The 25,689-nt window shown below is 51.8% G+C and carries 21 protein-coding genes; 15 read left to right on the top strand and 6 right to left on the bottom strand.

Annotation, left to right across the window (positions count from 1 at the left end):
• Positions 1 to 152 precede the first annotated feature (152 nt).
• Both GON22_RS16985 and GON22_RS16980 read right to left on the bottom strand, forming a co-directional pair.
• Positions 153 to 1,700, bottom strand: coding sequence for a class I adenylate-forming enzyme family protein (locus GON22_RS16985; protein ID WP_160397295.1), 1,548 nt, complete (start codon positions 1,698 to 1,700; stop codon positions 153 to 155).
• A gap of 201 nt (positions 1,701 to 1,901) precedes the next feature.
• Complete coding sequence (locus GON22_RS16980; protein ID WP_160397294.1) at positions 1,902 to 2,942, bottom strand: hypothetical protein; 1,041 nt, start codon at positions 2,940 to 2,942, stop codon at positions 1,902 to 1,904.
• Positions 2,943 to 3,114: 172 nt separating this feature from the next.
• On the opposite strand from GON22_RS16980, the gene GON22_RS16975 reads away from it, so the two are divergent.
• The 4 genes from GON22_RS16975 (at position 3,115) to GON22_RS16960 (ending at position 7,200) form a co-directional block, all read left to right on the top strand.
• A complete protein-coding gene (locus GON22_RS16975; RefSeq protein WP_160397293.1) occupies positions 3,115 to 3,414 on the top strand; it encodes a hypothetical protein in 300 nt (99 codons plus the stop codon).
• Positions 3,415 to 3,826: 412 nt separating this feature from the next.
• Positions 3,827 to 4,228: a VOC family protein gene (locus tag GON22_RS16970; protein WP_160397292.1), complete on the top strand. Its 402-nt coding sequence runs from the start codon at positions 3,827 to 3,829 to the stop codon at positions 4,226 to 4,228.
• A gap of 24 nt (positions 4,229 to 4,252) precedes the next feature.
• On the top strand, positions 4,253 to 5,446 hold the full coding sequence (locus GON22_RS16965; RefSeq protein WP_160397291.1) for an immunity 26/phosphotriesterase HocA family protein: 1,194 nt from the start codon (positions 4,253 to 4,255) through the stop codon (positions 5,444 to 5,446).
• A gap of 518 nt (positions 5,447 to 5,964) precedes the next feature.
• Positions 5,965 to 7,200, top strand: a complete 1,236-nt coding sequence (locus GON22_RS16960) for a lytic polysaccharide monooxygenase (RefSeq protein ID WP_442954386.1) — start codon at positions 5,965 to 5,967, stop codon at positions 7,198 to 7,200.
• A 355-nt stretch (positions 7,201 to 7,555) separates the two neighbouring features.
• Here GON22_RS16960 and GON22_RS16955 read toward each other — a convergent pair whose 3' ends face one another.
• Positions 7,556 to 9,490 (bottom strand): Ig-like domain-containing protein, encoded by a 1,935-nt coding sequence (locus GON22_RS16955; RefSeq protein ID WP_442954385.1) that lies wholly within the window; start codon positions 9,488 to 9,490, stop codon positions 7,556 to 7,558.
• A gap of 272 nt (positions 9,491 to 9,762) precedes the next feature.
• Here GON22_RS16955 and GON22_RS16950 point away from each other — a divergent pair, with 272 nt between their 5' ends.
• From GON22_RS16950 to GON22_RS16935, 4 genes are all read left to right on the top strand, one after another.
• Entirely contained in the window at positions 9,763 to 10,443 is a 681-nt protein-coding gene (locus tag GON22_RS16950; protein WP_160397289.1) for a response regulator, read from the top strand.
• Positions 10,427 to 11,737, top strand: coding sequence for a sensor histidine kinase (locus GON22_RS16945; protein ID WP_160397288.1), 1,311 nt, complete (start codon positions 10,427 to 10,429; stop codon positions 11,735 to 11,737). Before GON22_RS16950 ends, GON22_RS16945 begins: the two co-directional genes overlap by 17 nt.
• Before the next feature lie 144 nt (positions 11,738 to 11,881).
• On the top strand, positions 11,882 to 12,361 hold the full coding sequence (locus GON22_RS16940) for a hypothetical protein (protein WP_160397287.1): 480 nt from the start codon (positions 11,882 to 11,884) through the stop codon (positions 12,359 to 12,361).
• A 1-nt stretch (position 12,362) separates the two neighbouring features.
• Entirely contained in the window at positions 12,363 to 13,034 is a 672-nt protein-coding gene (locus GON22_RS16935; RefSeq protein ID WP_160397286.1) for a PspA/IM30 family protein, read from the top strand.
• Positions 13,035 to 13,115: 81 nt separating this feature from the next.
• Here the strand turns inward: GON22_RS16935 and GON22_RS16930 are convergent, their stop codons facing one another.
• Both GON22_RS16930 and GON22_RS16925 read right to left on the bottom strand, forming a co-directional pair.
• Positions 13,116 to 14,315 (bottom strand): DUF11 domain-containing protein, encoded by a 1,200-nt coding sequence (locus GON22_RS16930; protein ID WP_160397285.1) that lies wholly within the window; start codon positions 14,313 to 14,315, stop codon positions 13,116 to 13,118.
• A 32-nt stretch (positions 14,316 to 14,347) separates the two neighbouring features.
• Positions 14,348 to 18,883, bottom strand: coding sequence for a DUF7948 domain-containing protein (locus tag GON22_RS16925; RefSeq protein ID WP_160397284.1), 4,536 nt, complete (start codon positions 18,881 to 18,883; stop codon positions 14,348 to 14,350).
• A 208-nt stretch (positions 18,884 to 19,091) separates the two neighbouring features.
• On the opposite strand from GON22_RS16925, the gene GON22_RS16920 reads away from it, so the two are divergent.
• The 5 genes from GON22_RS16920 (at position 19,092) to GON22_RS16900 (ending at position 23,527) form a co-directional block, all read left to right on the top strand.
• Positions 19,092 to 19,547 carry a hypothetical protein gene (locus GON22_RS16920; protein WP_160397283.1) on the top strand — a complete coding sequence of 152 codons (456 nt, stop codon included), beginning with the start codon at positions 19,092 to 19,094 and terminating at the stop codon, positions 19,545 to 19,547.
• Complete coding sequence (locus GON22_RS16915; RefSeq protein ID WP_160397282.1) at positions 19,544 to 20,233, top strand: AIM24 family protein; 690 nt, start codon at positions 19,544 to 19,546, stop codon at positions 20,231 to 20,233. Before GON22_RS16920 ends, GON22_RS16915 begins: the two co-directional genes overlap by 4 nt.
• A gap of 352 nt (positions 20,234 to 20,585) precedes the next feature.
• A complete protein-coding gene (locus GON22_RS16910; protein ID WP_160397281.1) occupies positions 20,586 to 21,038 on the top strand; it encodes a MarR family winged helix-turn-helix transcriptional regulator in 453 nt (150 codons plus the stop codon).
• An 18-nt stretch (positions 21,039 to 21,056) separates the two neighbouring features.
• Positions 21,057 to 21,425: a VOC family protein gene (locus tag GON22_RS16905; protein ID WP_160397280.1), complete on the top strand. Its 369-nt coding sequence runs from the start codon at positions 21,057 to 21,059 to the stop codon at positions 21,423 to 21,425.
• A 716-nt stretch (positions 21,426 to 22,141) separates the two neighbouring features.
• Complete coding sequence (locus GON22_RS16900) at positions 22,142 to 23,527, top strand: hypothetical protein (RefSeq protein ID WP_160397279.1); 1,386 nt, start codon at positions 22,142 to 22,144, stop codon at positions 23,525 to 23,527.
• A 101-nt stretch (positions 23,528 to 23,628) separates the two neighbouring features.
• On the opposite strand, the gene GON22_RS16895 is transcribed toward GON22_RS16900, so the two are convergent.
• On the bottom strand, positions 23,629 to 24,291 hold the full coding sequence (locus GON22_RS16895; RefSeq protein WP_160397278.1) for a hypothetical protein: 663 nt from the start codon (positions 24,289 to 24,291) through the stop codon (positions 23,629 to 23,631).
• Positions 24,292 to 24,418: 127 nt separating this feature from the next.
• Between GON22_RS16895 and GON22_RS16890 the strand changes: the two genes are divergently transcribed.
• A complete protein-coding gene (locus GON22_RS16890; RefSeq protein ID WP_160397277.1) occupies positions 24,419 to 24,826 on the top strand; it encodes a GNAT family N-acetyltransferase in 408 nt (135 codons plus the stop codon).
• Between the two features lie 23 nt (positions 24,827 to 24,849).
• Positions 24,850 to 25,641, top strand: coding sequence for an HAD family hydrolase (locus tag GON22_RS16885; RefSeq protein WP_160397276.1), 792 nt, complete (start codon positions 24,850 to 24,852; stop codon positions 25,639 to 25,641).
• Positions 25,642 to 25,689 lie beyond the last annotated feature (48 nt).

The raw sequence follows: 25,689 nt of genomic DNA, 5'->3' as shown, positions 1-25,689 counted from the left end.
AAGTGCCTGATTATGGTCAAATAAGGGCCGCTCGGTCCGTTAGGGCTCACATCAAACAGATTTCTTAATAAAGAAGTGTCATCGGCAACGTGCGGCCTCTTATTTTTCGGCATAGGGGTTTTTGGTGAGACCGGCTTGTAGTTCGTGGTTCACTATTGCCAGTATTGTGATTTCATTGCCGATTTGTTTAGTTTGCCTACAGATGTTCGGGCAAGCGCTTCAACAATTTCTAAGCGTGTAGGCCATTTATAGTCGGCTAAATACGGGCTGCAGAATTGCTGCAGCTCATTTAGCGTAATTGATGATCGCGGTTTAAGAGTCACCACCGCCGCCACTTCTTCACCCTCATCCGGCAGAGGCGTTCCGATAACAGCAACCTCACGAATGGAGGGGTGCTTGCTCAACACTTCTTCTACTTCAGAGCAGTAAACATTTGAACCGCTGACAATAATAAGATCCTTCTTTCGATCCAGCAGATATAAATAGCCATCCTCATCGAATCTTCCCAGATCCCCGGTATAGAGCCATCCATCCCTCAGCGTTTTAGCCGTTTCCTCTACGTTATTCCAATAACCGAGCATCATTTGGCCGCTTTTACAAATAATTTCGCCCACGTCGCCTTGGTTAACATCATGGCCATTCTCATCGACGATACGGATTTCGAATGGTTTCTGCCCCCAGTGAATGATGTGGGATGGGTTGCCGACTGATAAGAGCCGGGTTAACTTCCCCTCAGCAAAGCATTGGTTTATCGACAAGTAACTAATGAACTGGCCGCTTTCCGTTTGGGAATAAACCTCATTGATTTGGGCGTTAGGAAAAACCTCGCGAGCTTTAGACAAGGTTTTCACGCTAATAGGGGCTCCCCCGCATGAAATGCCCTCAATGGATTGCATGTTTCGCGTATGTATGCCTTCTAAGTTGACGATATCCCGGAAAAGTAACCCGACTGTGCCTAAAAACCTTAATTGCTCCCGTTCAATGAGATCCACAACCTCCTTAGCTTGTAGCGGGTAGCTTGCTGGATAGATGAGGCAGCCGCCTTCGAACAGTGTCGTCCATAATATAAATTGGCCAGTTAGATGCGCTTGATTGGGAACAAGAAACTTCTTAGTCGGATTGTGTCCGCCACCCTTAGCTGGGTCCATGAACGACCAATAGCTGATCGTACGATGGGAATGCATGACACCTTTGGAACGCCCCGTTGTGCCTCCTGTGTAAATAATAAGCGCAATATCATCAGGGCTGGCTATATGCCAAGCTGTAAGAGGCGGAGATGTGGAAATAAAACGTTCAATGGAATGGGCACTATGTCCGGACTCGAGCGGGATGGAGAGAACAGCCTTGAGGGAAGAAATGCACGCCGATATTTTCGCATGATTAGAGTCATAGACGATTGCAATAGGATCAGCGTCATCAATGATTTGATGCAGTTCGACAGGCGCTAGGCCTGGAAATAACGTAACCGGAATTGCACCGACGGCAAGCGTGGCACACTCCGCAATAGCAAGATGGGGGCACGGGTCACTCAGGAGAGCAACACGGTCGCCGGGTTTTACGCCTAGTTTCAGCATGCCATGGGCAACACAGCTTACTTGATGCAATAACTGTTCATATGTTATGTACTCGTTTCTGTATTTCATCGCATAGTTGGTTGGATGCATTCGTGCAACGTGGGGCACTATCTGTGAAAGCAGCATGTGGACTCCTCCTTGATAACATTTCCGATAATGTCTATAAAATTAATAAGTAATAGAACTTTATCATTCTGGACTTTTGTTGGCAAATAGGAGTTTCTTATAGATATTTACTAAATCTGTTATAATTTATGGTTTCCTATAAAAGGCGCGGCGCAGAAAAGGCCAGCCCTTGAGGGAGACTGGCCTTGGCATAAAAAATAATCAGCAGCTGTTGCCCTCGCGCATTTGTTCAATCGCCCGCACAAACTCGCTGGGCTCGTCTAGCGCCAAATAAATGCGGCTGACGGTGCGGGGCTGAAAGAGAAGCTCTTCGATTAGTAAGGGATAGGCTAGCTCTATCCGTATATTGGGCGTCGATAAATGCGGCATGGCTGATTCACGATGTTCTTCTTTGCTCGGGTGGTACTCGGCTGAGTAACGAACCGCGGCGATAGCGGCAAGCGGCACATCTGCCTGCATTCGTAAACCGTAACGAAGCTTAAGCTGGCTAGAGTCGAGCTTGATGGGCTGCAGGAACGAGGCGCGGCTGTCGGCCCAGATTAGCGCAAGCAACCAGAGATCGGCTGCGGTCATGATCCATGCCGCCCAGTGGGACCACTGTTGAAGAAGCAGGTGCATGGCGAGCCCTTCTAATAAGATAACCTTAGTAATGAGCGCGGCGTATAGCGTCTGGCTTGTTTTGCGGTGGTAGGTGAAACTTATTATAGAATCGGTGCTGCCCGTTGTTCGTTGCTTTCCCCAAGAAAACAACAGATAATACACCGCGAGAAGGTCGTGAAGCATGAAGCGGGCGAGCTTTCCCTTGCCGGCTCCCTCGTACATGGCTGTGCGGAGAGCCTCTCCTGTATTGGGCTCTTGCTTCGCGGTGAGCCGGAAACGCTGTATAAGACGGTATGCTAGCCGGAGTTCATATCCGACAATGGCAAGCTCGACAGCGATTAAAGCTGCTTCGAGCTGCCACACCGTATGCCAGTACGTACCGCGCTGCGTTGCTGGCAGTGCAACCCAGGCAGCTGTAGCACCTAGAAGAGGGAAGGGCAAGATTTTGGCGATCGATTTTCCTTTGGCCCGCATAACGAATAGCCAGTATAAGAACGGAATCACAAGCATGAAATCGAATAAGATCGCGTAAACAAGGAACGGGTCATCAATTGTATGAACAACTGCCGTATCAAAAATTAAAATAAACGAAGCAATAGCGAGGAACCGATAATTGAAGCGTTGAAGTTTTGCGGCAACCATAACATCCCCTCCATGTAAAAGTGTAAATTTATGCCTTTATTATAGAGGAAGTGGCATGTGCGACGCGTGTTGACTATTGTCGAATACATGACAAATTCGATAATATAGAAGAATAGGACGAACGACGCATGCAGGTTCGTCGACATCTAGGAATGGAAGGGGAGATTTACAAATGAACTACCAATTTTGCCAACAAGTCAAGATTGTGGATATGGATGATGAGATTATTTCGGAAGTATTATTCGAGCATGGGGAGTACGAAACGGCTGCTTTGTCGGTGGGCTGCTCTGTCCGTTTGCATGAATTAGGCCTGAGGGAGTTTAATGTCGTCTACGATAAACGGGAGGGCAAAATCACCCGGTATAAAGTCACAGATATTGAGATCGACCTCATTGCACAGCCGGCAGTCACTCGCGTATTTTTGGAGCCGGTGAAGCTTATTGTTGGCCAGCATGATATCGGGGAAAATTAACTGATTGTATAAATGAATCCTTAGAACCCGCGAAATGCGGGTTTTTTTCATGGTGAGATCGCTCGCAGTGCAACGTCCGTTGAAACTTCTTTCCCATTAACCACGATTTTTATCGTACCGCTGGCATATGCCGCCCCAAAAATAGTTGCCGCCGACAACATAGTAGCTATAGCTATTAAGACTGCTTTTTTATTCAATAAATAATGTTGCGATGAATTTGGTCGAATAGATCCTTGGACCTTTTTTGGCATACAAAATGTTTCTGGAAAATGCAGTAATGTTATGGTATCATCAAAATAGGAACAGATGTTCCTATAAAACGAAAATTGTATTTCCCTCGCCGGGAAATTCCTTTTGTTTGCTTTGAAAAAATAATCCGCTAATGGACAATGGCGGTTAAGGGGGATGAAGGGTGAAAGTTCAATTAGAGGGCATAACATTGTTAGCTAACGACGTGGCTGCCTTGGCCAGCTTTTATCGCGATGTGATCGGATTTAAAACCGTGGTTGAAGAGGAGCATTATGTGGAGTTCGTAAATCAGGGGATTCGGCTAGCGATATGCTCCAAGCCGTTAATGGCCGACAACACGAATCAGCATCCTTCCTTTATTGAAGAACGCAAAGGGCAAGCTTTCGAGCTTAACTTTGAATGTGATTCTCCAGAGGAAGTTTATCAATTATTCGGAGAGTGGGTTGAGAAGGGGGCCACAGCGATTACCGAGCCAATAGTAGTGCCGTGGGGGCATACAAACGGGTTTTTCGCCGATCCGGAGGGGAATATCCATTCGATCTTTGCGGCCAATCCGAGTAACTAGAGGGGCGACAATATGAGGAGTCAAATGCCAGAAGCCGAGCAATCAGAATATCTTTCTTTTCGGCTAACGAATGAACACAGGCCGTATTTTGGACTCAACCAAATAGAAGAGGATTGGGAAGAAGTTGAAATTAAAAGGGGAACCATCGTATTTTATCAAGGGAATACGATTAGAAAAGTTATTCATTTTGATTTCTTTCGGACCTTTACCTATAAAGAGTTTGATACGGAACTGAGCACGAATGCCAGGCAATTTATTATGCCCAAAACCGCCAGGGGCAAGGAGAAAAAAATAACGCCAACTAACCTATTAAGCCCGATGCCTACAGGGTGCACTTTCTATGTTTCGTTTACAAGCGGAGGATATAGGTCGATGGTGCACGCGTATAACGGTAGAAATAATATTTCACTTCCCATTGATGGGGACAAGAACTTAAGCCATATCTCTGAACTGGAATCGTGGATTCGTCATTACATAAACACATGCCCAGCTAATTATTTCGATAAGGTAAACAAAATGAGGGAAATGCCGCACCGGACCATTAAGTATAAAGTTGGTGACGTATTTAGATTTGAAATCGATAGGGAGCATTATGGCTTCGGGCTAATTATCGGAGAGTTTAAACAATTAGTGAAGCATGTGCCTAAGAATCATCCATGGCATATTCTCATGACGGTACCGCTTTTAATAAGAATGTTTGAGATAAAAACCAAAGATCAAGATATAGCACTTGATGACGTGTACTCGCATCGTTTATTGCGTGCTGACGTTATGAGTGATACCGAAATGATTTGGGGCACCCATGAAATAGTCGGAAATAAGAAGTTAGTTGAAGCAGATATTGAGTTTCCTATGCACTTGGAGTATACGCGGGATGCTGGGGCCGAACATGCTGTTTATCGGTTTTCTTGGGGTTGTGGAATGAAGGAAACGCGGTATGCATCAGAGGATATTGAATTAATGGATGTGATGCGTGGGAATCGTTTTTCCAATCGCGGTGTATGTACAAGTTTGCCCAAACAGCATCTGATCAACGTGTTGCAAAGCCAATCATTATTCATCAATAAACTGGACTTACGGCACCCGGACCATACAATCTTATTTCAGAAGGTTTTGGAGTGGTTCGGTCTTGCACAAGATATAGAGATGGATCAATTCAACAGGGAAAACAGCGGGCTTACGAGAGAACAGTATATCAATTTATTGGCACAGTCATAAATCCTCCGACAGCTGCACCGTATCGCGATTGCCCGGGGAGAGCGTTAGCCGCATCATTTTGGACATATCCACACCATCAGGCTGACGTTCTTCGTATCGCCCAGTTAATTGAAGCAATCCTTTTAATATAGCTAAGAGAATAATATCCCCTCGCCTTTCGGCGCAGGGGATATTTGGCCATGGATCAAGCATGGGCCAGAGATGCATATGGGCGATTCGGTAGGCATACGGGAGCATAACCCTTGATTGCCAACAGATGATAGGAACCTATTTTGTACGGAAAGGTAGACAGGGTCGGTTTTATAGCATATTGACAATTATGGATGTAAATTAGCTTAAATCGGGCAATTCCTACGACTCTGGCCACGCTTGAGGCTGGTTGTTTGATACCGGAGAGTTGTATGGGAGCAAGGGAGCAGAGAATTGTCCCCCGGGCCTTTGGGATCTGGCTGCAAGGCTAGCGGATGAGTATGCTCGGGAAAGAAAGCTATTACGCTAAAGCGAGGGGAATCGAGATGATGATGCAGCAATCGATGGGGGGCAGGCTGGCGCTAAGCGCCCGTCCACTCAAGCTAGCCGCAATGTTTGGCGTTACACTGTTTGCGTTATTTTGTTTGCTGGCTTTTGCCGGCAAGGCATCTGCCCATGGCTATATTGATTCGCCGGCTAGCCGGACGGTTCTGTGCCAGCAAGGGGCCAATAAGAATTGCGGAGCCATTCAATACGAGCCGCAAAGCGTGGAAGGCCAAGGAGGTTTCCCAGCAGCCGGTCCGGCGGATGGACAGATCGCGGGAGCTGGCAAGTATCCGGAATTGGATGCTCAGACAGCCGACCGTTGGAAGAAGGTCGACATGAAGGGCGGCGAGAACAATTTCACGTGGAAGTTCACGGCGAATCATGCGACGAAGGAATGGAAGTATTACATTACGAAGGTTGGCTGGGACCCGAACAAGCCGCTAACGCGCGATCAGCTGGACTCTAAGCCATTCTGTACAGTAGACGGCGGAAACAAGCAGCCTAGCATGACGGTGACGCATAAGTGCAACGTGCCGACTGACCGGACGGGGTATTTCCTTATTCTCAGCGTATGGGAAATTGCCGACACGGGCAACGCCTTCTATCAGGTGATTGATGTGAACCTGACGCAGGGCGGCGGCACGACGACGCCACCGGACCCGGAGACGCCTGTGCTGCCGAACGTTCCGGCAGATGCCCTATGCTCCGGGCATACGGAGAGCAGCATAACGTTGTCTTGGAAAGCATCGACTGCTTCGGCAGGCATCAAGAACTATGAAGTAAGCCGGAACGGCGCGGTCATCGGAACGACGGCGCAAACAACGTACACCGACAGCGGCTTGCCTGCTAATACGGCTTACACTTATACGTTGGTGGCGGTGGATAACGCGGGGAACCGCTCGGCTGCGAGCACGCCGGTATCGGCAAGCACGTTAGCCGCAACAACGACGCCGCCGGGATCGGGCACGACGTGGGATAGCACGAAGGTTTATTTGGCTGGCGACAAGGTGACCTATAACGGCATCGAATATACGGCAGGCTGGTGGACGAAGGGGGACCAACCGGATAGTTCCGACGTCTGGAAAGCCGCTGCCACAAGTGCGGTTCAGGCTTGGAGCTCGGGCAAAGCCTACAATGGCGGCGACAAAGTGACATACGAGGGGCACACTTATCAGGCACAATGGTGGACCAAAGGCGAAATTCCGGGCAAGGCGGGAGTATGGAAGCTGATCAGCTAGCGTAAGCCTAGCTGTAAGCATAGGCAGGAAGGAGGGTGTCCCACATGCGCAGGCTTGGGGGCACCCTCTTTTTTATTGGTCAAACAACGAAACTGTTCCCTGGAAAATGGAGGTTGCTGTGCCAGTGGGCAGCTCTAACGGACCGTGCAGCCGTTATTGGAGCCAAAAGCGCGCGGAAAAATTTCTAACGGACCCAAGAGCCGCTATTCGCGGAAATTAGCCCTATTTGGCCCCATATTGGTCCCAATAACGGCAACTGAGTCCGTTACAGGCGAAATAAGCGCAGATTGCCCCAAATAACGCCCACTGGGTCCGTTAGCATTCAAGTGCAGTTGGCATGCGCCGAAACGGCTTGCTAGTTTAAGACAGCGAAATCGTCCACGTTAATGCGCTTGCCGGAAGTGCCGGCTACAACAATTTTGAAACGGACGGGACCAGCCTCGTTGACGGCAATGGTTTGCTCAGTCAAAACCGAAGTAGCGGCAACTGCGGCCGTCACATCCGTCCAGGTCGTTCCCGCGTTCGTCGATTTCTGCAATTTCCACGTTGTGCCCGAATCGTTGTTGAAGTTTGCAACGCTTAGCTTGATGGCCTGGGCAGCGGCGACGTCGAAATTCATCTGAATGTAGCCTGCCGCATTGATGCGTGCGGATTGCGTCCCGGATTTCTTGTCGGTGCTCAGATTGCCGATAAGGGCGTTGTTGAACATCCACGAGCCCGAACTGAGCGTAACGTTAGCGGCGGCATATGCACCTTTGGTGCCGCTCTCGAAATACTCGCTTAACGATGTGACCGATGTACTGCTCGATACCGTGACTGTAAACACGTCGTTCACCGTGCCGCCATTGCCATCGTTAGCCGTTACCGTTATCGAAGCGGTGCCTACGCCAATCGGCGTTACGGTTAATTGCTTGCCGCTTACGGATACCGTCGCCACGCCTGAATTGCTGGATGCTGCGGACAGTGTCAGGGCATCACCGTTGGCATCCGAGAACGTCGAGGCCGCGTCGATTATAATAGCCGAGCTGCCTTGCATGAATGTGCGATCAGTGATTGGATTGGCTACGGTAGGCGCACTATTAGTGAAACACGAGCCTGCTCCGTATGAGCCTGTCTTAAAGGTGCAGCGGTCCCACCACTTGTAGCCAGCGGCCGGCGCTGCCCAAGGCTCCGCTTGCGGCTCTGTTGAAGTAGCCGGATTTTCCATCGCAAGCAGCGAGGTTGGTTGATCCAGTGTCAGGCCGCTTACCGCGCCTAGGCTTGTATAGGATTCTTGGACGGAAAGCCAGTTGGCGATGTTGACGAGCAGCGTGCCGTCATTTTGTTCCGTAAAGCCAGCGTATGTCGTCTTCGAGGCACCGGTCTCTTCCCGTTTGTATTTCGGCGTGGCGTCTTCGACTGGAGAGGAATCGCCGATGAAGGCCGCTTTGCCTAGGCCAACCTTGGAGACGGCGACATAAGGGCCTTCGTTGACGCCGCCGCCTTCGTAGACGCCCTGATCGACAGCGCTCGACCATTTTGTTGACGTTGCAGGCAGATACACGATTCCTTTTGCCTTCTGCGGGTCCATAATCGCTAGCGTAGAGCCTGCATGCATTGCAACAGTCGAAACGCCCTGTGTAATGCCGAATGCTTGCGACGGGGCAACGATATTGTTCGCGGTTACGTCGCCGATTGCGTTATACCGGAACCGAACGCCAAAGTTCGTTCCGAGCCAGTCCGAACTTACTACGTCCTGCATGGCAGCAGAGCCAGCTTCCTCGGTACCCATGCCTTGTGCCGGATTGCTCCAAGCCCCGCGGCGATAGCCGTTGAACACTTCGGAAGAGTCCCACCGGTTCTTGTTCCGGTCTGCGTTATAGTGATCCGCGATGAAGAAAATGCTTCCGCCGTTCTGCGCATATTGCAGCAATGCGGCTTGCTCCGACGTTTTGTATGGAATGTTCGCTTCACCGATGATAAACACATCATATCCCGTCAAATCGCTTAGCGTGATTGGCGCTGTTTTACGCAATTCTTTTACATAATAGCCTTGATTGGCGAGCGCCTGCGCATAGTCCGAGAAGGCTCCGTCAATGACCCAATCGGCTGCTCCAGCCGTTTGGCCATGCGTATTGTCGAACAGCACTTTCTTTCCGTTCGCCGCGCCAACCGGCTGCAGCACCGGGGCTGGATCGGAAGGGCCTTCTGCGAATGCCGCCGAGCCGGGGATGCCGATGCTGCCCACGAATAACGTACAAGCTAATAAATGAACGCCCACCTTCCGTTTCCAGTTCTTTTTGTCCGTCATCTTCTTCATTTCCTCTCCTCCAATTCATGAATGGAATTAAGAACCGACAATGAATGGCCTTGCCTGTCCATTAGAACAGTGTGGGGTTAAGGAGAAGTTATGGGGGCTAGTAGTTTTTGTAAATTTTGACCAGAAAATTCAGGGGTCACGAAGATGATTGATTGCGGATAGTGGCTGTTGTTGCTGCGAAAAGGGTTGGTTTTTACCGTACTTTTACCGTTTGTTTGGTATACTAGCCTAATATTTCGAATGTAACGGCGGTGAGCGTACACGTGAATATTTTGCTGGCTGAAGATGACAGGAAGCTCGGCAGGCTTGTTAAATATATGCTGGAGAAGAAGGGCGGTTTTCACGTCGATTGGGTGGAGAACGGCGAGGATGCGCTCGATTATGCCCGTGAATCGGCATATGACGTGCTCATTCTGGATTGGATGATGCCGCTCATAGACGGGATCGACGTCTGTAAGCAGCTTCGGTGTGGCAATTATGGACAAGCGATCGTCCTCTTGACGGCTAAGGATTCGTTGCAGGATAAAATCTTCGGCCTCGATGCAGGAGCTGACGACTATCTGACGAAGCCATTCGAGATGGATGAGTTGCTTGCCCGCCTTCGTGTACTGGCACGGCGGAGCTTTGCCCCGAGAAAGACGGATATTGTATCGTTCGGAAATTTCACGTTCAATCGCTCCTCACATCGGTTGTTGCGGGACGATGCGGAGATTCAGCTTAGCCAGAGGGAGTATCAGTTGCTTGATTTCTTCCTGCAGAACGCCGGCAATGTGCTGACAAGAGAGGCGATTCTTAATCGCATATGGGGGCTTGGCAGTGAGGTCTCCTACAAGAATGTCGATGTTACCGTGAAGATGCTTCGGGACAAGCTGGACGTTTCCGGGCGTGGGCCGGCCATTCACAGCATCAGAGGGGTAGGCTACCGATTTGAAATGGACGCTTAAAAAAGGGAAGAAGCGCGACTTATTCCAATACACACAAAGAAAACTCACGTTTACTTACACGTGGCTGATCATTTTGTTTCTGGCCTTATTTTCGGTCATCGTATCGGTTTTTTTCATTATCATGACGTACCAGGAGCAGAGCAATTCGCTCCGCTCGACCATGCATGCGACCGAGGGCGGCAGTGTAGTCATTCCGGATTTAGAGACTAGCCGTAATGATGGCTTGTATTTCTTCTATGTGCTGGATAGCCGTGGCCAAGTGCTCGCGCAAAGCGATGCGATTCCGCAGCTTAGTGAAGACAACCTGAAGAAGGTAAGAGGCTGGCAGCCAGATGGAGACGAGTTTCGCCTGCGCTGGCTTCCCGAAATTTATAAACAGCAAGGGTCGGTTATGCTGATCGCACAGGACCGCCTGCTCTTTATTGGTGCGCATGCCATAATGACGGCCGATGGCATTGCGACGATCTATGCGGCGAAGGACGTCACGTATTACTGGGACATTCTGCGCAAACTATTGATCGTGTTCATCTGTATTCTTGTTCTGTTCCTCCTTGCTGCCGTCAAGCTGAGTTCCTCGATGTCCAAAAAAGCGATGATCCCGATTCAGCGAACGTTTAGCCAGCAGCAGCAATTTCTGGCGGATGCGTCTCATGAGCTGAGGACTCCGCTTAGCATAATGAACACGTCCCTCGAGGTAATTGAGCTGGAGAACGAGGATACGATCAAGCCATATTCGAAGCAAGTCGTTGCGGATATGAAGGAAGAGATTGGGCGGATGAGCCGCATGGTGCAGCATCTGCTGTTGCTTGCCCGGTCCGATGCGGGCTCGGTTGAGTTCGAGATGAGCGCTTTCGACATTGTGCCCAAGCTGCGGCAGTGGGTGGTTGCCTTTGAAGGCGTTGCCCAGAAGAAGGCGATCACGCTGCGGACGATGCTGCCGGATACGCTGGTTGTGAAGGGCGATCCGGAGCGGCTGAAGCAACTGGTTTATATCCTTCTGGATAATGCGATTAAATACACGCCCGATGAAGGCAAGGTTGACGTTGGCCTTGACCCTAACCCGAAGCAATGGCGGATCATTGTCAGAGACAGCGGCATCGGCATTTCCGAAGCGGACCAGCCACGTATCTTCGACCGGTTTTACCGGGTTGAGAAGCATCGCTCCCGTGAAGAAGGCAGCGCGGGGCTCGGGCTCGCAATTGCGAAGCAGATCGTTATCGCCCATCGGGGCTCCGTTGTTCTTGAGAGTAAACCTGGGAAAGGAAGTACATTTTCAGTAAAGTTTCCCGCATAGCACATGAAGATAGCGAGCAGCCCTTTCTCATTGCAAGATGTTGAGGAAGGGCTTTTTTCTGCCCTTTACCGTACTTTTACCATTGCTCGATATAGTTAGTACTGTAAAGGGACAAAGAAACGGTTAGGAAAGGGTGAATGAATCGTGAGCCGCATTAGACCTTGGGTGAAAAAAGCGCTGCTTGTATCCGTCATCATCGTAGCAGTCGGAGCTGGCTTGAAAATGATGGATGGCCAGGATGGGCGTGAAATGACGAAAGTTGTAAGGATTAGCGAGGAGTTTCATGGCCGGCCTGCAGGCAACATGAAGGTTGAGATAAGAGGCGGCGAGGACGCAGCTGTGCCGTCGCTTCGTGGTGGAGATGCAGCCGTGCGGGTGCCGGCGCAAGTGCCGATACTTGGAGAGGGCCGCATACATATCGAGCGGGGCCATGATGGTGTTGGCCCTGGTGTAGCGATGGCCGGGATCGTGCTGCTCGCCGTGTTATTAGTGTTCTGGATGAGAAAGCGAAGCAAACGGCCGAGTATGGCGGGTGGGGCGAAAGTGCTGGCGAACATTCCGACGGCATCGGACTTCCTTGACCAGTGGGAAATGCAGCAAAACCAAACGAAGGAGTTGAAGTAGGATGGGGATCTTCAGTCGCATCAAACATGTGTTTCTAGCCGAAACGAACGGGCTGATCGATAAGTGCGAGAAGCCGCTTAATATGGTGAATCAATATATGCGGGAGTTTAGTGTCGAACTGGAGAAAGGGCAGCGGGCACTGGCCCACCAGCTATTTATCGAGAAGCGGCAAGCGGTGCTAATCGCGAATGCCGAGGCGGCGGTTGAGACACGGGATCGCCAAGCGAGGCTTGCAGTCAGCCAAAGCGAGGAGCAGATCGCGAAGCTAGCGGTGCAGGAGAGGCTTCTGCAGGAGAAGAAGCTGGCCGTCTACCGCGAGCAGTATGCTAAGATTCAGGAACAAACGAAGGTGCTCGAGGAGCGCATCGCCCAGTTGCTGGTACAATCGGAGGAATACAATCATCGCCGGCTGCTGCTCGAATCACGGGTTAATGTGGCAAGCTCCTTGAAGGAATTGAACCAGAGTGTAGTATCATTTCAGACGGATGGCATTGTAAAAGGGTTCGCTCGAGCAGAGGAGAAAGTTTTAATGATCGAGGCGGAGCTGGAGGCAATGAATCATTTCTGCGCGCCAGCCAATCGGTCAGCGCCACAGTATCTTGATCCGGCACTAACGGCGGAAATTGAAGCGTCACTGGAGGAATTGAAGCAACAGGCAGAAACAGAACAATAATTTTCACTGCTTAAAAAAGCCGTACTTTGCCCCAAGCGGGCAAGTACGGCTTTTATGATGATGTGCCCCGCATGCAGGCCTCTACTCTTCATCCTCAGCAACGGCAATGACGACGCGATTCGATGCTTTCGTCTGTGGCGGCAGCGAAAGCCCCGGGACATCAGGCGTAAAGGAGGCCTGCGCTTGGTTGGCAATGACGGCGGCCGCTTCGGCGACGACAAGCACCCGGAAGCCGATGGAAGCGCTCTGGTTGGGGGCTAGGCTCCCTAACTGCAAGCCAGTTGGCATATTAGCGCCAGGCAGCGAAGGGCTGCCGTTTATGGTTATGCTTCCAGCTACGAGCTGGGTGCTGGCCGGGAGAGTGTCAGACACGGCAACGTTTTTCAAATTGGTGTTGCCGGAATTAGTGACAGCGATGCTGTAGGTGATGGCATCCCCGAGCCTAGCTTCCGTCCGGTCGGCTTGCTTTGCAACGTCCAGATTAGGGTGGAGGACGGGAATCGATAGCCGATTTGACGCTTTCGCCTGCGGTGGCAGAGAACGGCCTAGGATTTCCGGAATAAAGAAAGCTTGTGCTTGATTGGCGATAGTGTTGGCGGCCGATGTGACGAGCGCTTGAAAAGTGAAGGTTACGAGCTGGCCGGGCATTAAACGCCCTGTGTTAATCGCGTGAGCCGGATCCGCTCCAGGGAGCGGGACACCGTTTACGGTTACGCTGCTGGCAATGAATGAGGTTCCAGCCGGCAGGGGATCAATAATGGCCACATTCGTTAAATTCGTATTGCCGGAATTGGCAGCTGTGATCGTGTAGGCAATGGTATCTCCGGGAACTGTTACGCTCCTGTTGGCTGATAAGGCAACGTTCAAGTTTGCATCTGCAATGGGCAGGACGTTTGGCGGTATGGCTACAGCGGCCTGCGGTACTGGCGGGTTCGGCGACGGCAAAGCGACATCCGATTCAATGGTTGCCGTGTTCACGATTTGCGGCGGCTCCGGCAAGGCATTAATCAAGAGCTCCAGCGTCACCGTGGCAGTGCTCCCTGGCTGGATCGTTCCCAGATCGATTGCGGAGGGATCCGTTCCCAGCTGAGGGACATCATCGATAGAGATGCTCCCCGGCAAGAGGGTCGTTCCTGGAGGAATAGAATCACTGATGACGACGTTTACGGCAGGCGCATTGCCCGTATTCGTAACGGCAATCGTATACGTAACGGTATCCCCGACCAATGCGACAGCTAGATTGGCTGACTTAACCCCTGTAAGCGTAGCGAAGTAGGGCATCCTTAAGCTCCTCTCAATAGGCAGTCAAATGATTACTCCTCATCGACGATAACACGCACGGATACGGCGGCTTCCAGTGTAGGTCCATTGTCGGAGGTGAGGTTCGCAGGGCTAACAATGGTTGTATCTTCATCAACGTCGGGCAGGACAAATGGGATACGAATCGAATCGTCCGCCCCAATTGCAATGAAGTCGCTGCGCAGCCGCAAATTGAACAGAGGAGCCAGTAATACCGCATTGATAAGAGCGACGTTGCCGGTATTGCGGACACGAATGGTGAAGAAGACCGTTTCGCCCGGCTGCCCTTCTGGCCGGTCGACCGTTTGGGTCAGGGCTGCGTTCGGCAGGACGGTTGTGGTGACGGATGCAGGAGCCTGCTGAAGCGGTGTTTGGTCGGAGAAGGCGACAGCATGGCTTGTAAATGCCGTTCCCCCGACGGCATCGGGTGGAATGGTAAACGGCTGCGTGAACGAGCGGCTTTCTCCGGGGGCGAGTGACGGAATGTCCGCGCTAAACGACGTAAGCGGTTGAATGGCGCGGACGTTCGTTAGCAATAGTGCGCTCAAGTTACGGACAGTCACCGTAAAGGGGACCGCTGCGCCGGGGTTTGCGGCCGCAGGAATAGCTGTATTCGTTAATTGCAGGAGGAATCGCGATAGGCCAACGGTGACGTGTGTATCACTCTGCGCAGGCACGCCGCCAGCAGGCTGTTCCGGCCATTGTGCGGTTACGCGATTGGCGAATACGGTTCCCTGTACGGCATCAGCAGGTACGGTGAACGGAAACTGTACGTAGGCGGTCTGCCCGGGATCAAGCATTGGAATGGTTGCTTGTGCACCGGTTAGCGAATCCAGCAGGACAATGCTAGTCGCCAGGTTGCCGCCGGTATTGGTGACTTCTACTGTGAAAATAATCGTTTCAGCCGGTCTAGCCACATTGCGGTCTGGCAGCTTGCGAAGCGCAAGCGTTGTCGGAGCTCCAGGGACCGATTGCACAACAACAGTTGCCGATGTCCGTTGAAGCGGCGTTTGGTCGGAAGCAGCTGCAAATAGGTTTGTGACTACGCTGCCACTGGCAGTATCAGCCGGCACTGCAAATGGGGCAACACGGACGATTGACCCACCAGCGGGCAGGCTCGCTACCGTTTCGCTAATCCCGAGCATCGGGTCGTTTAATGTAACATTCGTTTGCGGTACGTTCAAGAGATTGGCAACAGCCAGTGTATAGTTAACCGTGGCTCCAGGCGCTGCTGAAACAGTGTCAGCTGTTTTCGACAGGGATAGCCCTTGACCAACGATTGCAATAACGGACAATACTTCGGATGGCTCAGACTCATTAGAAGTGACAGTGAGCAGGTTGGCAAGCTCGGTTTCAACCAGCGTATCCGCAGGTATGGTGAATGGCAGCGTTAATTGCTGGCCATCGCCGATCGCGAGGTCTGGGATGGCCGTATCCACGCCAAGCAGTGGATCGCGCACTCGAATGCCCGTCAGCGGCACATTGCCTCCGTTGGCGATAACGATGTGATAATTTACGGTTTGGCCGGGGGAGGCTGTGCCCGTCTCTGGCACCTTGCGTACACCGAGCAGTGGAGCAGGCAGCACTTCGACGGTGGCATCATCCGTTATTTTCGGTGTCTGGTCCGAGATGGCATCCACCGTATTTGTATAAACCCGGGGCGGCGACTCCAGCGGCACGAGAAACGGAATTTGAATGCGTTCAGTTTGGCCGGTCGCCAGCCTTGGCAGCGTTCTGCTCTGTCCAGCCAAATGGTCGGTCAGCACGACATTCGTTAAGTCGAGGCTTCCCGTGTTACGCACTTCAATCGTAAAGTTGACCGTCCCGCCGGGAAAAACAGAAACGCGGTCGGCCGTTTTCACCAGTTCCAGCCGAGGGGCGCCAGCTACGAGCACATCGGCCGTTGCTTGCTTGAGCGGCAGATTATCCCCCTGAATCGTAGCGGTGTTAATGATCACGGAGCCATTAGGCGTATTAGATGGAATGGTGAAGGGGGTGCTATACGTTACGCGTGTCCCGACTCCAATGCGGTCAATCGACTCATTCATCTCGAGCAGCGGATCGGCAAGCACAACGCCGGTGAAATCGACGTTTCCGATATTTTCCGCGGTAATGGCAAAGACAACCGTTGCGCCGGGAGCGGCTGATGCAGGCGATACGGACTTCGTAAAGGACAGGGCTGGAACCGCGACTACATTAACCGTGGCCGTCGCGGTTCGGCTCTGCCCAAGCTGGTCGGCTGTGGCGGTTACCGTGTTTTGGATCGCACCCGGGGCAGTCGTGGCAGGCAAGCTGAGCGGTTGGATGACCGTTTGTGATGCTCCTGGTTCTAGTGAGCCGATAACCGTGGATAAGCCAAGCAACTCATCTTCAATTGTAACCTGGGTCAGCGCTACCTCACCCGTATTCGTCACCGTTATGAAGTAAGTAACCGTCTCTCCTGGCAACACGTCGGTACGGTCGGTTGATTTGGCAATCGCCAAATCTGGCACAAGGCCAATCTTGGTAACGAACACGGCCATCGGGCCGGGCAATGTTGTCTGGAATGCGCCAGGCGTGACGGGGAAATCAGTTGCGAACGTGTAGCCGGTAACATACATATTGCCTAGCGCATCGCCCGCGATGGCAGAGCCGCTGTCCAAACCTGTTCCGCCCAAGAAGGTCGAATAGAGGAGTGCGCTGCCGGTTGCATTCAGTTTGGTTGCAAAGGCATCCCGAGGTGCACCGAATGTCGTCTGGAGAGCGTCAGGCGTCGTCGGAAAGTCATTCGATAACGTATATCCCGTAACGAATACATTGCCGGCCTCATCCAGTCCGCTGCCATACGTGATTTGGGTATTTGTTCGGCCTAAATAAGTGGAATAGATGAGGGCGCTCCCGGTAGGGTTCAGCTTGGTGACAAAGGCATCATTCGTGCCGCCGAATGTCGGCTGATAAGCGCCAGGGGTCGTTGGAAAATCACTAGAGCGCGTATAGCCCGCAACATAGGCGTTGCCTGCGGTGTCGATCGAAATGCCGTACCCGTATTCGGTTAACGATCCGCCTAAGTAAGTGGAATAGATGAGGGCGCTGCCAGTAGGGTTTAGCTTGGTGACGAATACATCGCCTGTACCTTTTCTGACCGTTTGAAACGCGCCGGGGGTCGTCGGAAAATTGATAGAGGCCGTGTTTCCCGTTACGTAGACGTTCGATGCCGTATCGACGGCTATGCCCGTTCCATTCTCGCCGCCTGTTCCGCCTACAAAGGTGGAGTAGATAAGGGCGGACCCAGCAGCGTTCAGCTTCGCCACAAAACAATCGTTACTGCCGCCGTACACCGTCTGAAAAGCGCCGGGCGTTGTCGGCATATTGGCGGAAGCCGTAAACCCCGTCACGCAGGCGTTCCCAGAAGAGTCGACGGCTATGCCTGCACCGTAATCATGCCCGTCCCCGCCTAAGTAGGTCGAATAGATAAGGGCGCTGCCAGCGGGATTGAGCTTGGCTATGAAGGCATCGCTGGTGCCGCCGAATACCGTTTGGATAGCGCCCGGCGTAACCGGGAAATTGTCGGAGTAGGTCCGTCCTGTAACGAAAGCATGGCCGCCGCTATCCACGGCAATGGCAAGCCCTGTATCGTATACTGATCCGCCTAGATAGGTGGAATAGACGAGCGCGGTTCCGGTGGAATTGAGCTTGGTTATGATGACGTCCCTGTCGCCAGCGATTACCGTCTGCACAGCGCCGGGGGTGACTGGATAATCGATGGAGGTTGTAATGCCTGTGACATAGGCATTGCCTTGGGGATCGACCGCGATGCCGAACACCTCATCATTGCCTGAGCCGCCCAAGTAGGTGGAATAAACGAGCCCCGGATCGATAACGAGCGGTACATCTCGGTCATACGAAGGATCAATATGAAACCCGATTGCAGGCTGAGCCGGCACATCTGCATCTGGTTCAAGCACGAACGAACCGGGAATGCCGATTCGCCGGCCTTCTATCTCCTGATAGCAGATCGGGCTAGGATCGATAATGGAGCCAAATGGCGTCAGGATATCGATATTCCCATCCGGATCGAGCGATATGCACTCGGCACCCACGTACGCAAATCGAATCGTTGCCGCGTCAGCGCCCGGTTGAACAATAAACTCGTACTTTAGGCTTTGCCCTTCACACCGAAACACCAGGTCAATGCCCGTCCATAATTCGCGATAGGCGAGCTTGAGATATGTTGGAATATCGGTCCGCCATTTTGAAGAATCAGCGCCTTTCAAATAATGAATCCTGCTGTCTGTCTGTTCATCCCCTTCCGGCTGTACGCCGGCGCGCGCACCTAGGAGGCGGAAGTCCAGGCGGGTGCTCCGTATTTCCTGCTCCGAAGCGGTGTGGGAGGATCGCTCGATCAAAGTAAAGATGGCCCCCTCGGATGTAAAAGAAGCTTCAAACCCTGCTCCCTTCAATCCATATTGAACCTGGGGGTGTTTCATCTGCCCCTTATTCGGTACAAAGCTGATGGGCAACTGCTTGAATGGCTCCGCGCCTTTACGGCCGCTTTCCAAAGTAATCGGCATCGTTATCATCTCACATCCTGCCATTAAATTTAACCAGAAGTTTCCCAATAGCCTAGCGTATGCATCACGGCCGGAGGAGGTGATTGGCCAAGAAGCCCGGAGGATTTTACAACTGATTAAATAAGCAATGCTGCAACTTTTCTCATACTTTTGCGGTAATATAGAAATAACTCGTTTCATGTCGGATGAAGACAGGAGGCATCTCATTATGGTACGTATAGCCCTCAATCGAATCGCAATTATAGGATTATTCATCGTAATAGCTTTCACGCTCCCGACGGACATTGCGCATGCAGGCTTTTTTAGCCGGGTTCAAGATATTTACCACGCGCCGGACAAAATCAGCGAGATGGAGCAGCAGTACAAGGATGCGAACGAAGCTTTGGCGAAGCAACTGGAGGAATCGCGGCAGGCGGCGGACGAGCTAGCACGGAAGCAGGAAGAGCTGACGAAGCAGAATGAGCAGCTTATGGCGCAAAATGCAGCATTGCAGAACGATGTTGAGCAAGCCCAGCAGAAGAAGGCGGATCTCCAGAAGAAGCTGATCATAGGCACGGCCAGCGTAGCGGCATTGCTGGTTGCTTATTTCATGGCGATACGGATATGGCGGTATGCATCTTGGCGCCGGCAGCGGCAGCTTCGGCAAGGAGGGATCGAGGGATGAACGTAACCGTCCCTGCTCGGCTCGGGCATGTGCATGTGTCGTTGGAGGAGGCGGACAAGCTGCATGTGCTGCATCCCAAGTCGGTCATCGCTTTCCAAGGAATGCCGCATCATCGCGAGGACCGGTTAATGGATCTTGCCGGCATGTACCGCAAGCGCAAAATGATTCGTTCCTTGTTCCAAGGCAGCTCCGAGTTGGTGCTTGGCCTTCCGGCAGGCTGCTCGCTGGAAACAGTCGAAATTGATGCGCAGAGCAATCTGTTGTTTGATTTTCGGCATGTGATGTTTTTCTCGGATGGCATGAAGCTTAAATCTGTCGTCCAGCGGATGAAGAATGCGTGGATTACGAAGGAGCTTGTCCGAATGCGCTTCTCGGGCCCGGGGTCGCTGGGGCTAATCACCGCTGGCGATCTCATGACGATTCAGCTTCAGCCGGACAGGCCGTTGTTCGTGGAAGCGGGGACGCTTGTCGCCTACCCGGATACAGCAACGATAAGGCTGTCGGTTTACGGCAACCAGTTAGCGAGCCAGCATATGAATGTGCAGTGGGAGCTGAGGGGCAGCGGTCCCGTCCTCATTCAGACGGGCTCCCATGATGCGGAGCTCGAAGCCCAGCTGCAGAACGGCGGGTTGATCAAGCGGATTTTGCGAGAGGTGCTACCTTTCGGGAGTGTATATATTAAATGATGGATGATGCGGACGTTATGATCATGATTGGCTGCTAGGATCAATTGCCGGTTGAATGCTAACGGACCGAGCAGCCCTTATTTGGCTAGAATGAGGCGCATTTGTGTTCTAACGGACTGGGCGGCCGCTATTTGACCGATTTCGCCCTCACGGGGCAGTAAAATGGCTAAATAACGGCTGTGTAGTCCGTTACATTTGCAAAGGGTGCTTTTGGAGGAGAATAGCGGCTTCTGAGGTCCGTTAGGAGGGTTAGAGGGGTGGACGAGCTGTGCTCGAAATTAGTTGCAATAGCATGCTATATGGCATACAATGCAATTAGTTGCAATGGCATCCTATATGAAGGTGGATTACAATGAACGAACGTTGGACACAGGGCGGCGAAGGGGCCGCGGAGTCGCATGGGCAGTACATTTCGGCCATCTATCGCCATATGCAGGTTTTAATAACTAGCGAGTTGGCGCCCTACCGGATCGGCAGCGGCCAATATATTTTTCTGATGGCGATTGCCTTCCAAGAGGCAGTAACGCAGAAGGAGCTCAGCGAGAAGCTGCTCATCGACAAGACAACTACAGCAAAGGCAATCGCAAAGCTGGAAGCCGAGGGGTATGTGCGGCGGGAGGTTGACCCTGCCGATAATCGCTATCAGCTACTCTTCTTAACGGACGCAGGAATTGAAGTGGTGCCCAAGGTTCAGGAGGCGCTCGACCGGGTCAAGAACCAAACACGGAAGGGCATTGCTGACGAAGAGTATAGCGTAATGATGAGGCTGCTCCAGACAGTGCTTCGCAATCTAAGCGATCAATAGCCCAAGGAGGTTGTTAGAATGATAGCTGTTCCTTTTATTGTGGTCGATAATTGTAAGGAAGAGATCAAGTACTATCAAAACGTGCTTGGCGGCGAGATTGCCATTTTGCGCAAACAAGGGGAAGAGGTGTTGAATGCGGATTTGCAGCTGGAGGGGGCAACGATTAAGTTTGCAGATACGCAGGCAGCTAAACCGTTGTTGCGGGGTGACTTCGTAAGGGTTTTCCTGAAAATCGAGACGGAGGAAGCATTCCGCAGCATTTATGGGCAATTCGCACTCGAGGGCCAGATTCATACGGCGGCGTATGAAGCCCCGTTCGACGGGCTCCTTGCTATTGTTGCCGATCGCAACGCGGTTTGCTGGGTGCTTTCCTACTATCGGGCATAAATGTATGGGATAAAGGATACAGAGCGCGTTAGGCAGCTCTGTATTTTTTTGTATGCAGTTAAAATGCATTGCCGGGCATCAGTTTATCCAATAGAATATACAATAATGCCCAAATATGAAAGGACTTCTAATGATAATTAAACGATTATTCATTGCAGCTGCACTATGCTTGCCGCTTGTGATGCCCGCCCCGAGCGGCGTTCTGCCGCAAGCCGATGCTGCTGCTTCTACGGTACAGCTCATGCTATGGCCGCCGTCGCATGTGGAGAGCAAGACGGTTACGCTTGTTTTCGATTACACCGCCGCTTCGGCAGGCAAACTTCGTGCAGAGCTGAAATTCAAACGCACAGGCACAGCCACTTATCAAAAAGCGACGCTTGGCACACAGGCTCTGGCTGCATCTGCCTCAGGCCAGCAGACGTATCGCATCGTGTGGAACAAAGCAGCGGACAAGGTAGCGGAAGGCAAATCGGTTGACTTGTCACTGACAGTGACGGATGCCAAAGGCAAGGCAACGGCGGTGCAGCTGAGCAACTATAAAACGGAGCCAAAGCCGGCACTGAGCAGCCATGTTAATAACTATATGATTTATTATGGCCAATGGACTGATGCCATGATTGATCTGGTGAAGAAGCGTTACGACATGGCCATTGTGAACACAAAAGGCATTACGCCCCGCCAAGCGGCGAGGCTCCGGGCAGGGGTGAATCCAGCCGATGCATCGGATGATGTGCTGCTGCTCGGCTATATTTCGGTCGGGGAGGACGAGCGCACGCAATGGCTTAACGCCGGAGCAGATGAAGAAGGACAAGCGCTTTGTGCAAGATGGCAGCGGCCCCGCGGTTGATCCGCGTGCGGGCGGCCCGTACCCGAACGGTGCGCCGATACCGGCGGACATCAATCAGAACGGGAAGATGACACATGGCGGCTACGCACCCTTTTACCTGAATGATAATTTCTTGGCGAATAAGACAGGCAAGAAGGGCGTGCCGGAATTCAATGCAAACTTCAATAGTGCCTTCGTTAATCCGGGCCATCCGGCTTGGTATAAGGCGCTGTCGGATATGACGATCAAGAACGACACCGTATCCGGCATTCGTGAAATCGTAACGAGTGGATACGGTGCGGGATATGGGCTGGACGGCTTGTTTTTGGATACGCTGGAAACGTCGGCACCGAATTCATGGACGAGTGCCACAGATGCCAACCAAAGCGAGTTTGAATGGACGGCTCCGGGCACGCAGGCTTTCGTCCGGAAGCTGGCGAATGACTATCCGTCCTCGCTTATCGTCGGCAACAGGGGGTTGTTCTTCTATACACCGGAGCTGCCGATGTACCTCTATACATTGCGGCCTTATGTTGATTTTGTCCTGTTCGAGAGCTACCGGTTGGATAGCGGCGCATCACAAAATTTCAATCCGCAGGTGTTCAACGACAACAAGTACAATTATGCGCAAAAGCTGCTCGCGGAGGCGGATCGGCCCGATGGCTTCCGCGTGCTGAGCCTTGGCTATGCAGAAGGGCCTGACGGGGCGAAGCTGAAGCAGATGCTCAGTGGCAAAACCGCCCCATCTAAGCTATTGCTCGATGACGTCGACGAGACCGTTTCGCAGATGGGGATGCTCCACTACATGACGAACCAATTGGTTTCGAGCGTGAATACGTTCGTACTAGACCATATGCCCAAAGCGGCTAAGCCGCCAGCATGGGGCAGTACGAAGCTCCCTTCTGTATGGGGGCAGCCGTATGACGCGCCGCGAATCGGCGTGCAGTCGGCAGAAGTACAGGATGGCACGCTAACCGTCGGCTGGGATGTTGCCCATTCGATGGCGCGTCCAATTAGCTATTCGTTGTATGTAAAAGAAGGCAAGCCATTCGACTACGCTGCTGATCTTAAAGGGCAGAGTACGATGTTCGTCGATGCGCTGCCGCTTAACGTGCCGGCTGCCTACAGGGCAACCACTGACGCTGCACAGCGGTTCCCGTATAAAGCAAGCATCAAAGGCATCGAAGCAGGGAAAACGTACTACGTGTTGATTCGTGCGCGTAACGCCAAAGGACAGTATGAAGCGAATCAGCATGCGATTGAAGTGCGGGGATAAGGGGAGGGCATGCTTCTGCTAAAGCAGAAGGACCCTGCCGTCGGTAACCGTTAAAAACCAAGGCCGGAACGCCTCATGCGAGGGTTCTGGCCTTGGCTGGATTAACAGGTGGCGATACAGATTGCTTGGGCGACCAAACATGCAGGAATACAAAAGATCGCAAAAATGCCGCATGCCGCTTGGCAAATGGTCGAAATTCTAATGCATCTGGCAAGGCAAGCTGGGTCCGGTGCTGCTCCGCCTTTGCCTGAGTTGCAGCCCAATTTTTTCAGGATGCGGGAAAGCTTTGCGAAAAGCCGCTTGAGGGCTGCTTTCAGTGTTTTATCGATACAGATTTTCAACCTCGTGCCGTCTAGGAACTTTACTTTTAGCCCGCCATTGCTGGAGCCGCAGCCCTTGCAACCACAGCCGTCCTTGCACTCGCGATGCGTTTGGCTCAGAACAACTTTTTTCTTGTTGATGAACCCGCGCCCAGAGACATGGCTGTTTTTATGCGTGAGGACGATGTTTGCGCTGGATATGCCTTTCACTTGCTTTCCGAAGGAAGCGGTGAGCCGGCTTCTCGTTGGGGAAAGCGATTTAAGTTTAATCGTAGCTAAATTGCATGCGTTTTGCGTAATATTCAGGATGAAGTCGGAGATGCCGCTGCGTGGATTAGTAACCAACTCGAAGTTTGCGCTTAAGATGCCCTCGGTTTTTGAATTTAAGCTGGCGGTTGCAAATAGCGCGGTTGTTCCATTGACGGTGCGAAGCAGACTCGGCATAGCGTAGCTTCCACTCCCTTGGCTAATTGGCCATAGATGAATTCCCCTCAACATATTCATCAGCCGTGGATGGGGAGTGGTCAAATAACTATGCCGGGCTCAACTTTTATCCGAAGGAGTGCACACAATGAAGATCGAACTGGCAACAGAATTGGACTATTCGTATATCCGGGAACGGGACAAGCATCTCTTAGAGCGCTTGATTATTCCCAAAATAAACGGCAAAGAAATCTACATTCTTCGCGATCAGGAGGGGGCAAACATCGGGTGGATGCGGTACGGCTATTTTTGGGACAATACGCCCTTCATGAACATGATCTGGATTGATAGCGAATATCGCGGACAGGGCATTGGACAGCAAGTGGTGCGCTTCTGGGAAAATGAGATGAAGCAGAAAGGCTGTGCCTTGGTGATGACCTCGACGCTGGCGAACGAGGAGGCACAGCATTTTTATAGGAAGCTAGGCTATAAAGATGCGGGATGCTTGCTGCTCGATAATGAGCCGCTTGAGATTATTTTGACTAAAGTGATTTAAAGGATGGGGAGGAGAGATTATTCATGAAGTTGTCGGCTGTCGTTCTTGATCTTGACGGGACCTATCTGAATGCGGATAAACAAGTCTCTGAACGAAATCTTGCTGCTGTAATGGCTTGCTATGATGCTGGAATGAAAATCATTGTGGCGACGGCCCGTCCACCAAGGGCGGTGAAATGGTTTCTGCCTGAGCAATTGCAAAATATCGCCGCATTCGTCTACTACAACGGAGCGCAGGTGATGTGCAGGCATTCCAATACCGAGCTGCATGAATCGATTCCAGCCCCTCTGACAGCTGCGATCATAGATTATTGCCTAGCTCTTTATCCAAATGCCGAGTTAACGATGGAGGTTCGAGATGAATGGTATAGCCTTCGGGAGCTCGACTATTCCATCACGATGAATGCAAAGGAAAACCCAGCCGTTAAGCCACTGGGCGAATTAAAACAATATGACGCAACGAAAATTCTAATTACGGGCAAATTCAATCTTGAGGGAATGCACGAAGCGTTCGGCCACCAAGCCAACATAATCGCAACCGATAATAACCAGCTTATTCAAGTCATGCCCTTGCAGGCCTCGAAGGAGCGAGCCGTTACAACGCTCTCGAAGAGATACGGCATTGCGATGGATGCTATCATCGTTTTTGGAGATGACCATAATGACATCGGTTTATTCAAGGCTTGCGGATATTCGGTTGCAATGGGGAATGCTATACCGGAGTTGAAATTGCTGGCAGATGAAGTGGCTGAAAGCCATGATCGGGATGGCGTTGCGATCGTTTTGGAAAGATTGCTTGGTGAATGTTTTGGTTAGAAAAGGATGCGTTGGAGCGGGAGGGGGCGTTATGGGCATGAAGATCAA

The sequence above is a fragment of the Paenibacillus sp. MMS18-CY102 genome (assembly GCF_009789195.1).
GTDB lineage: Bacteria > Bacillota > Bacilli > Paenibacillales > Paenibacillaceae > Paenibacillus_T.
This window is presented reverse-complemented; position numbering and strand designations above follow the sequence as displayed.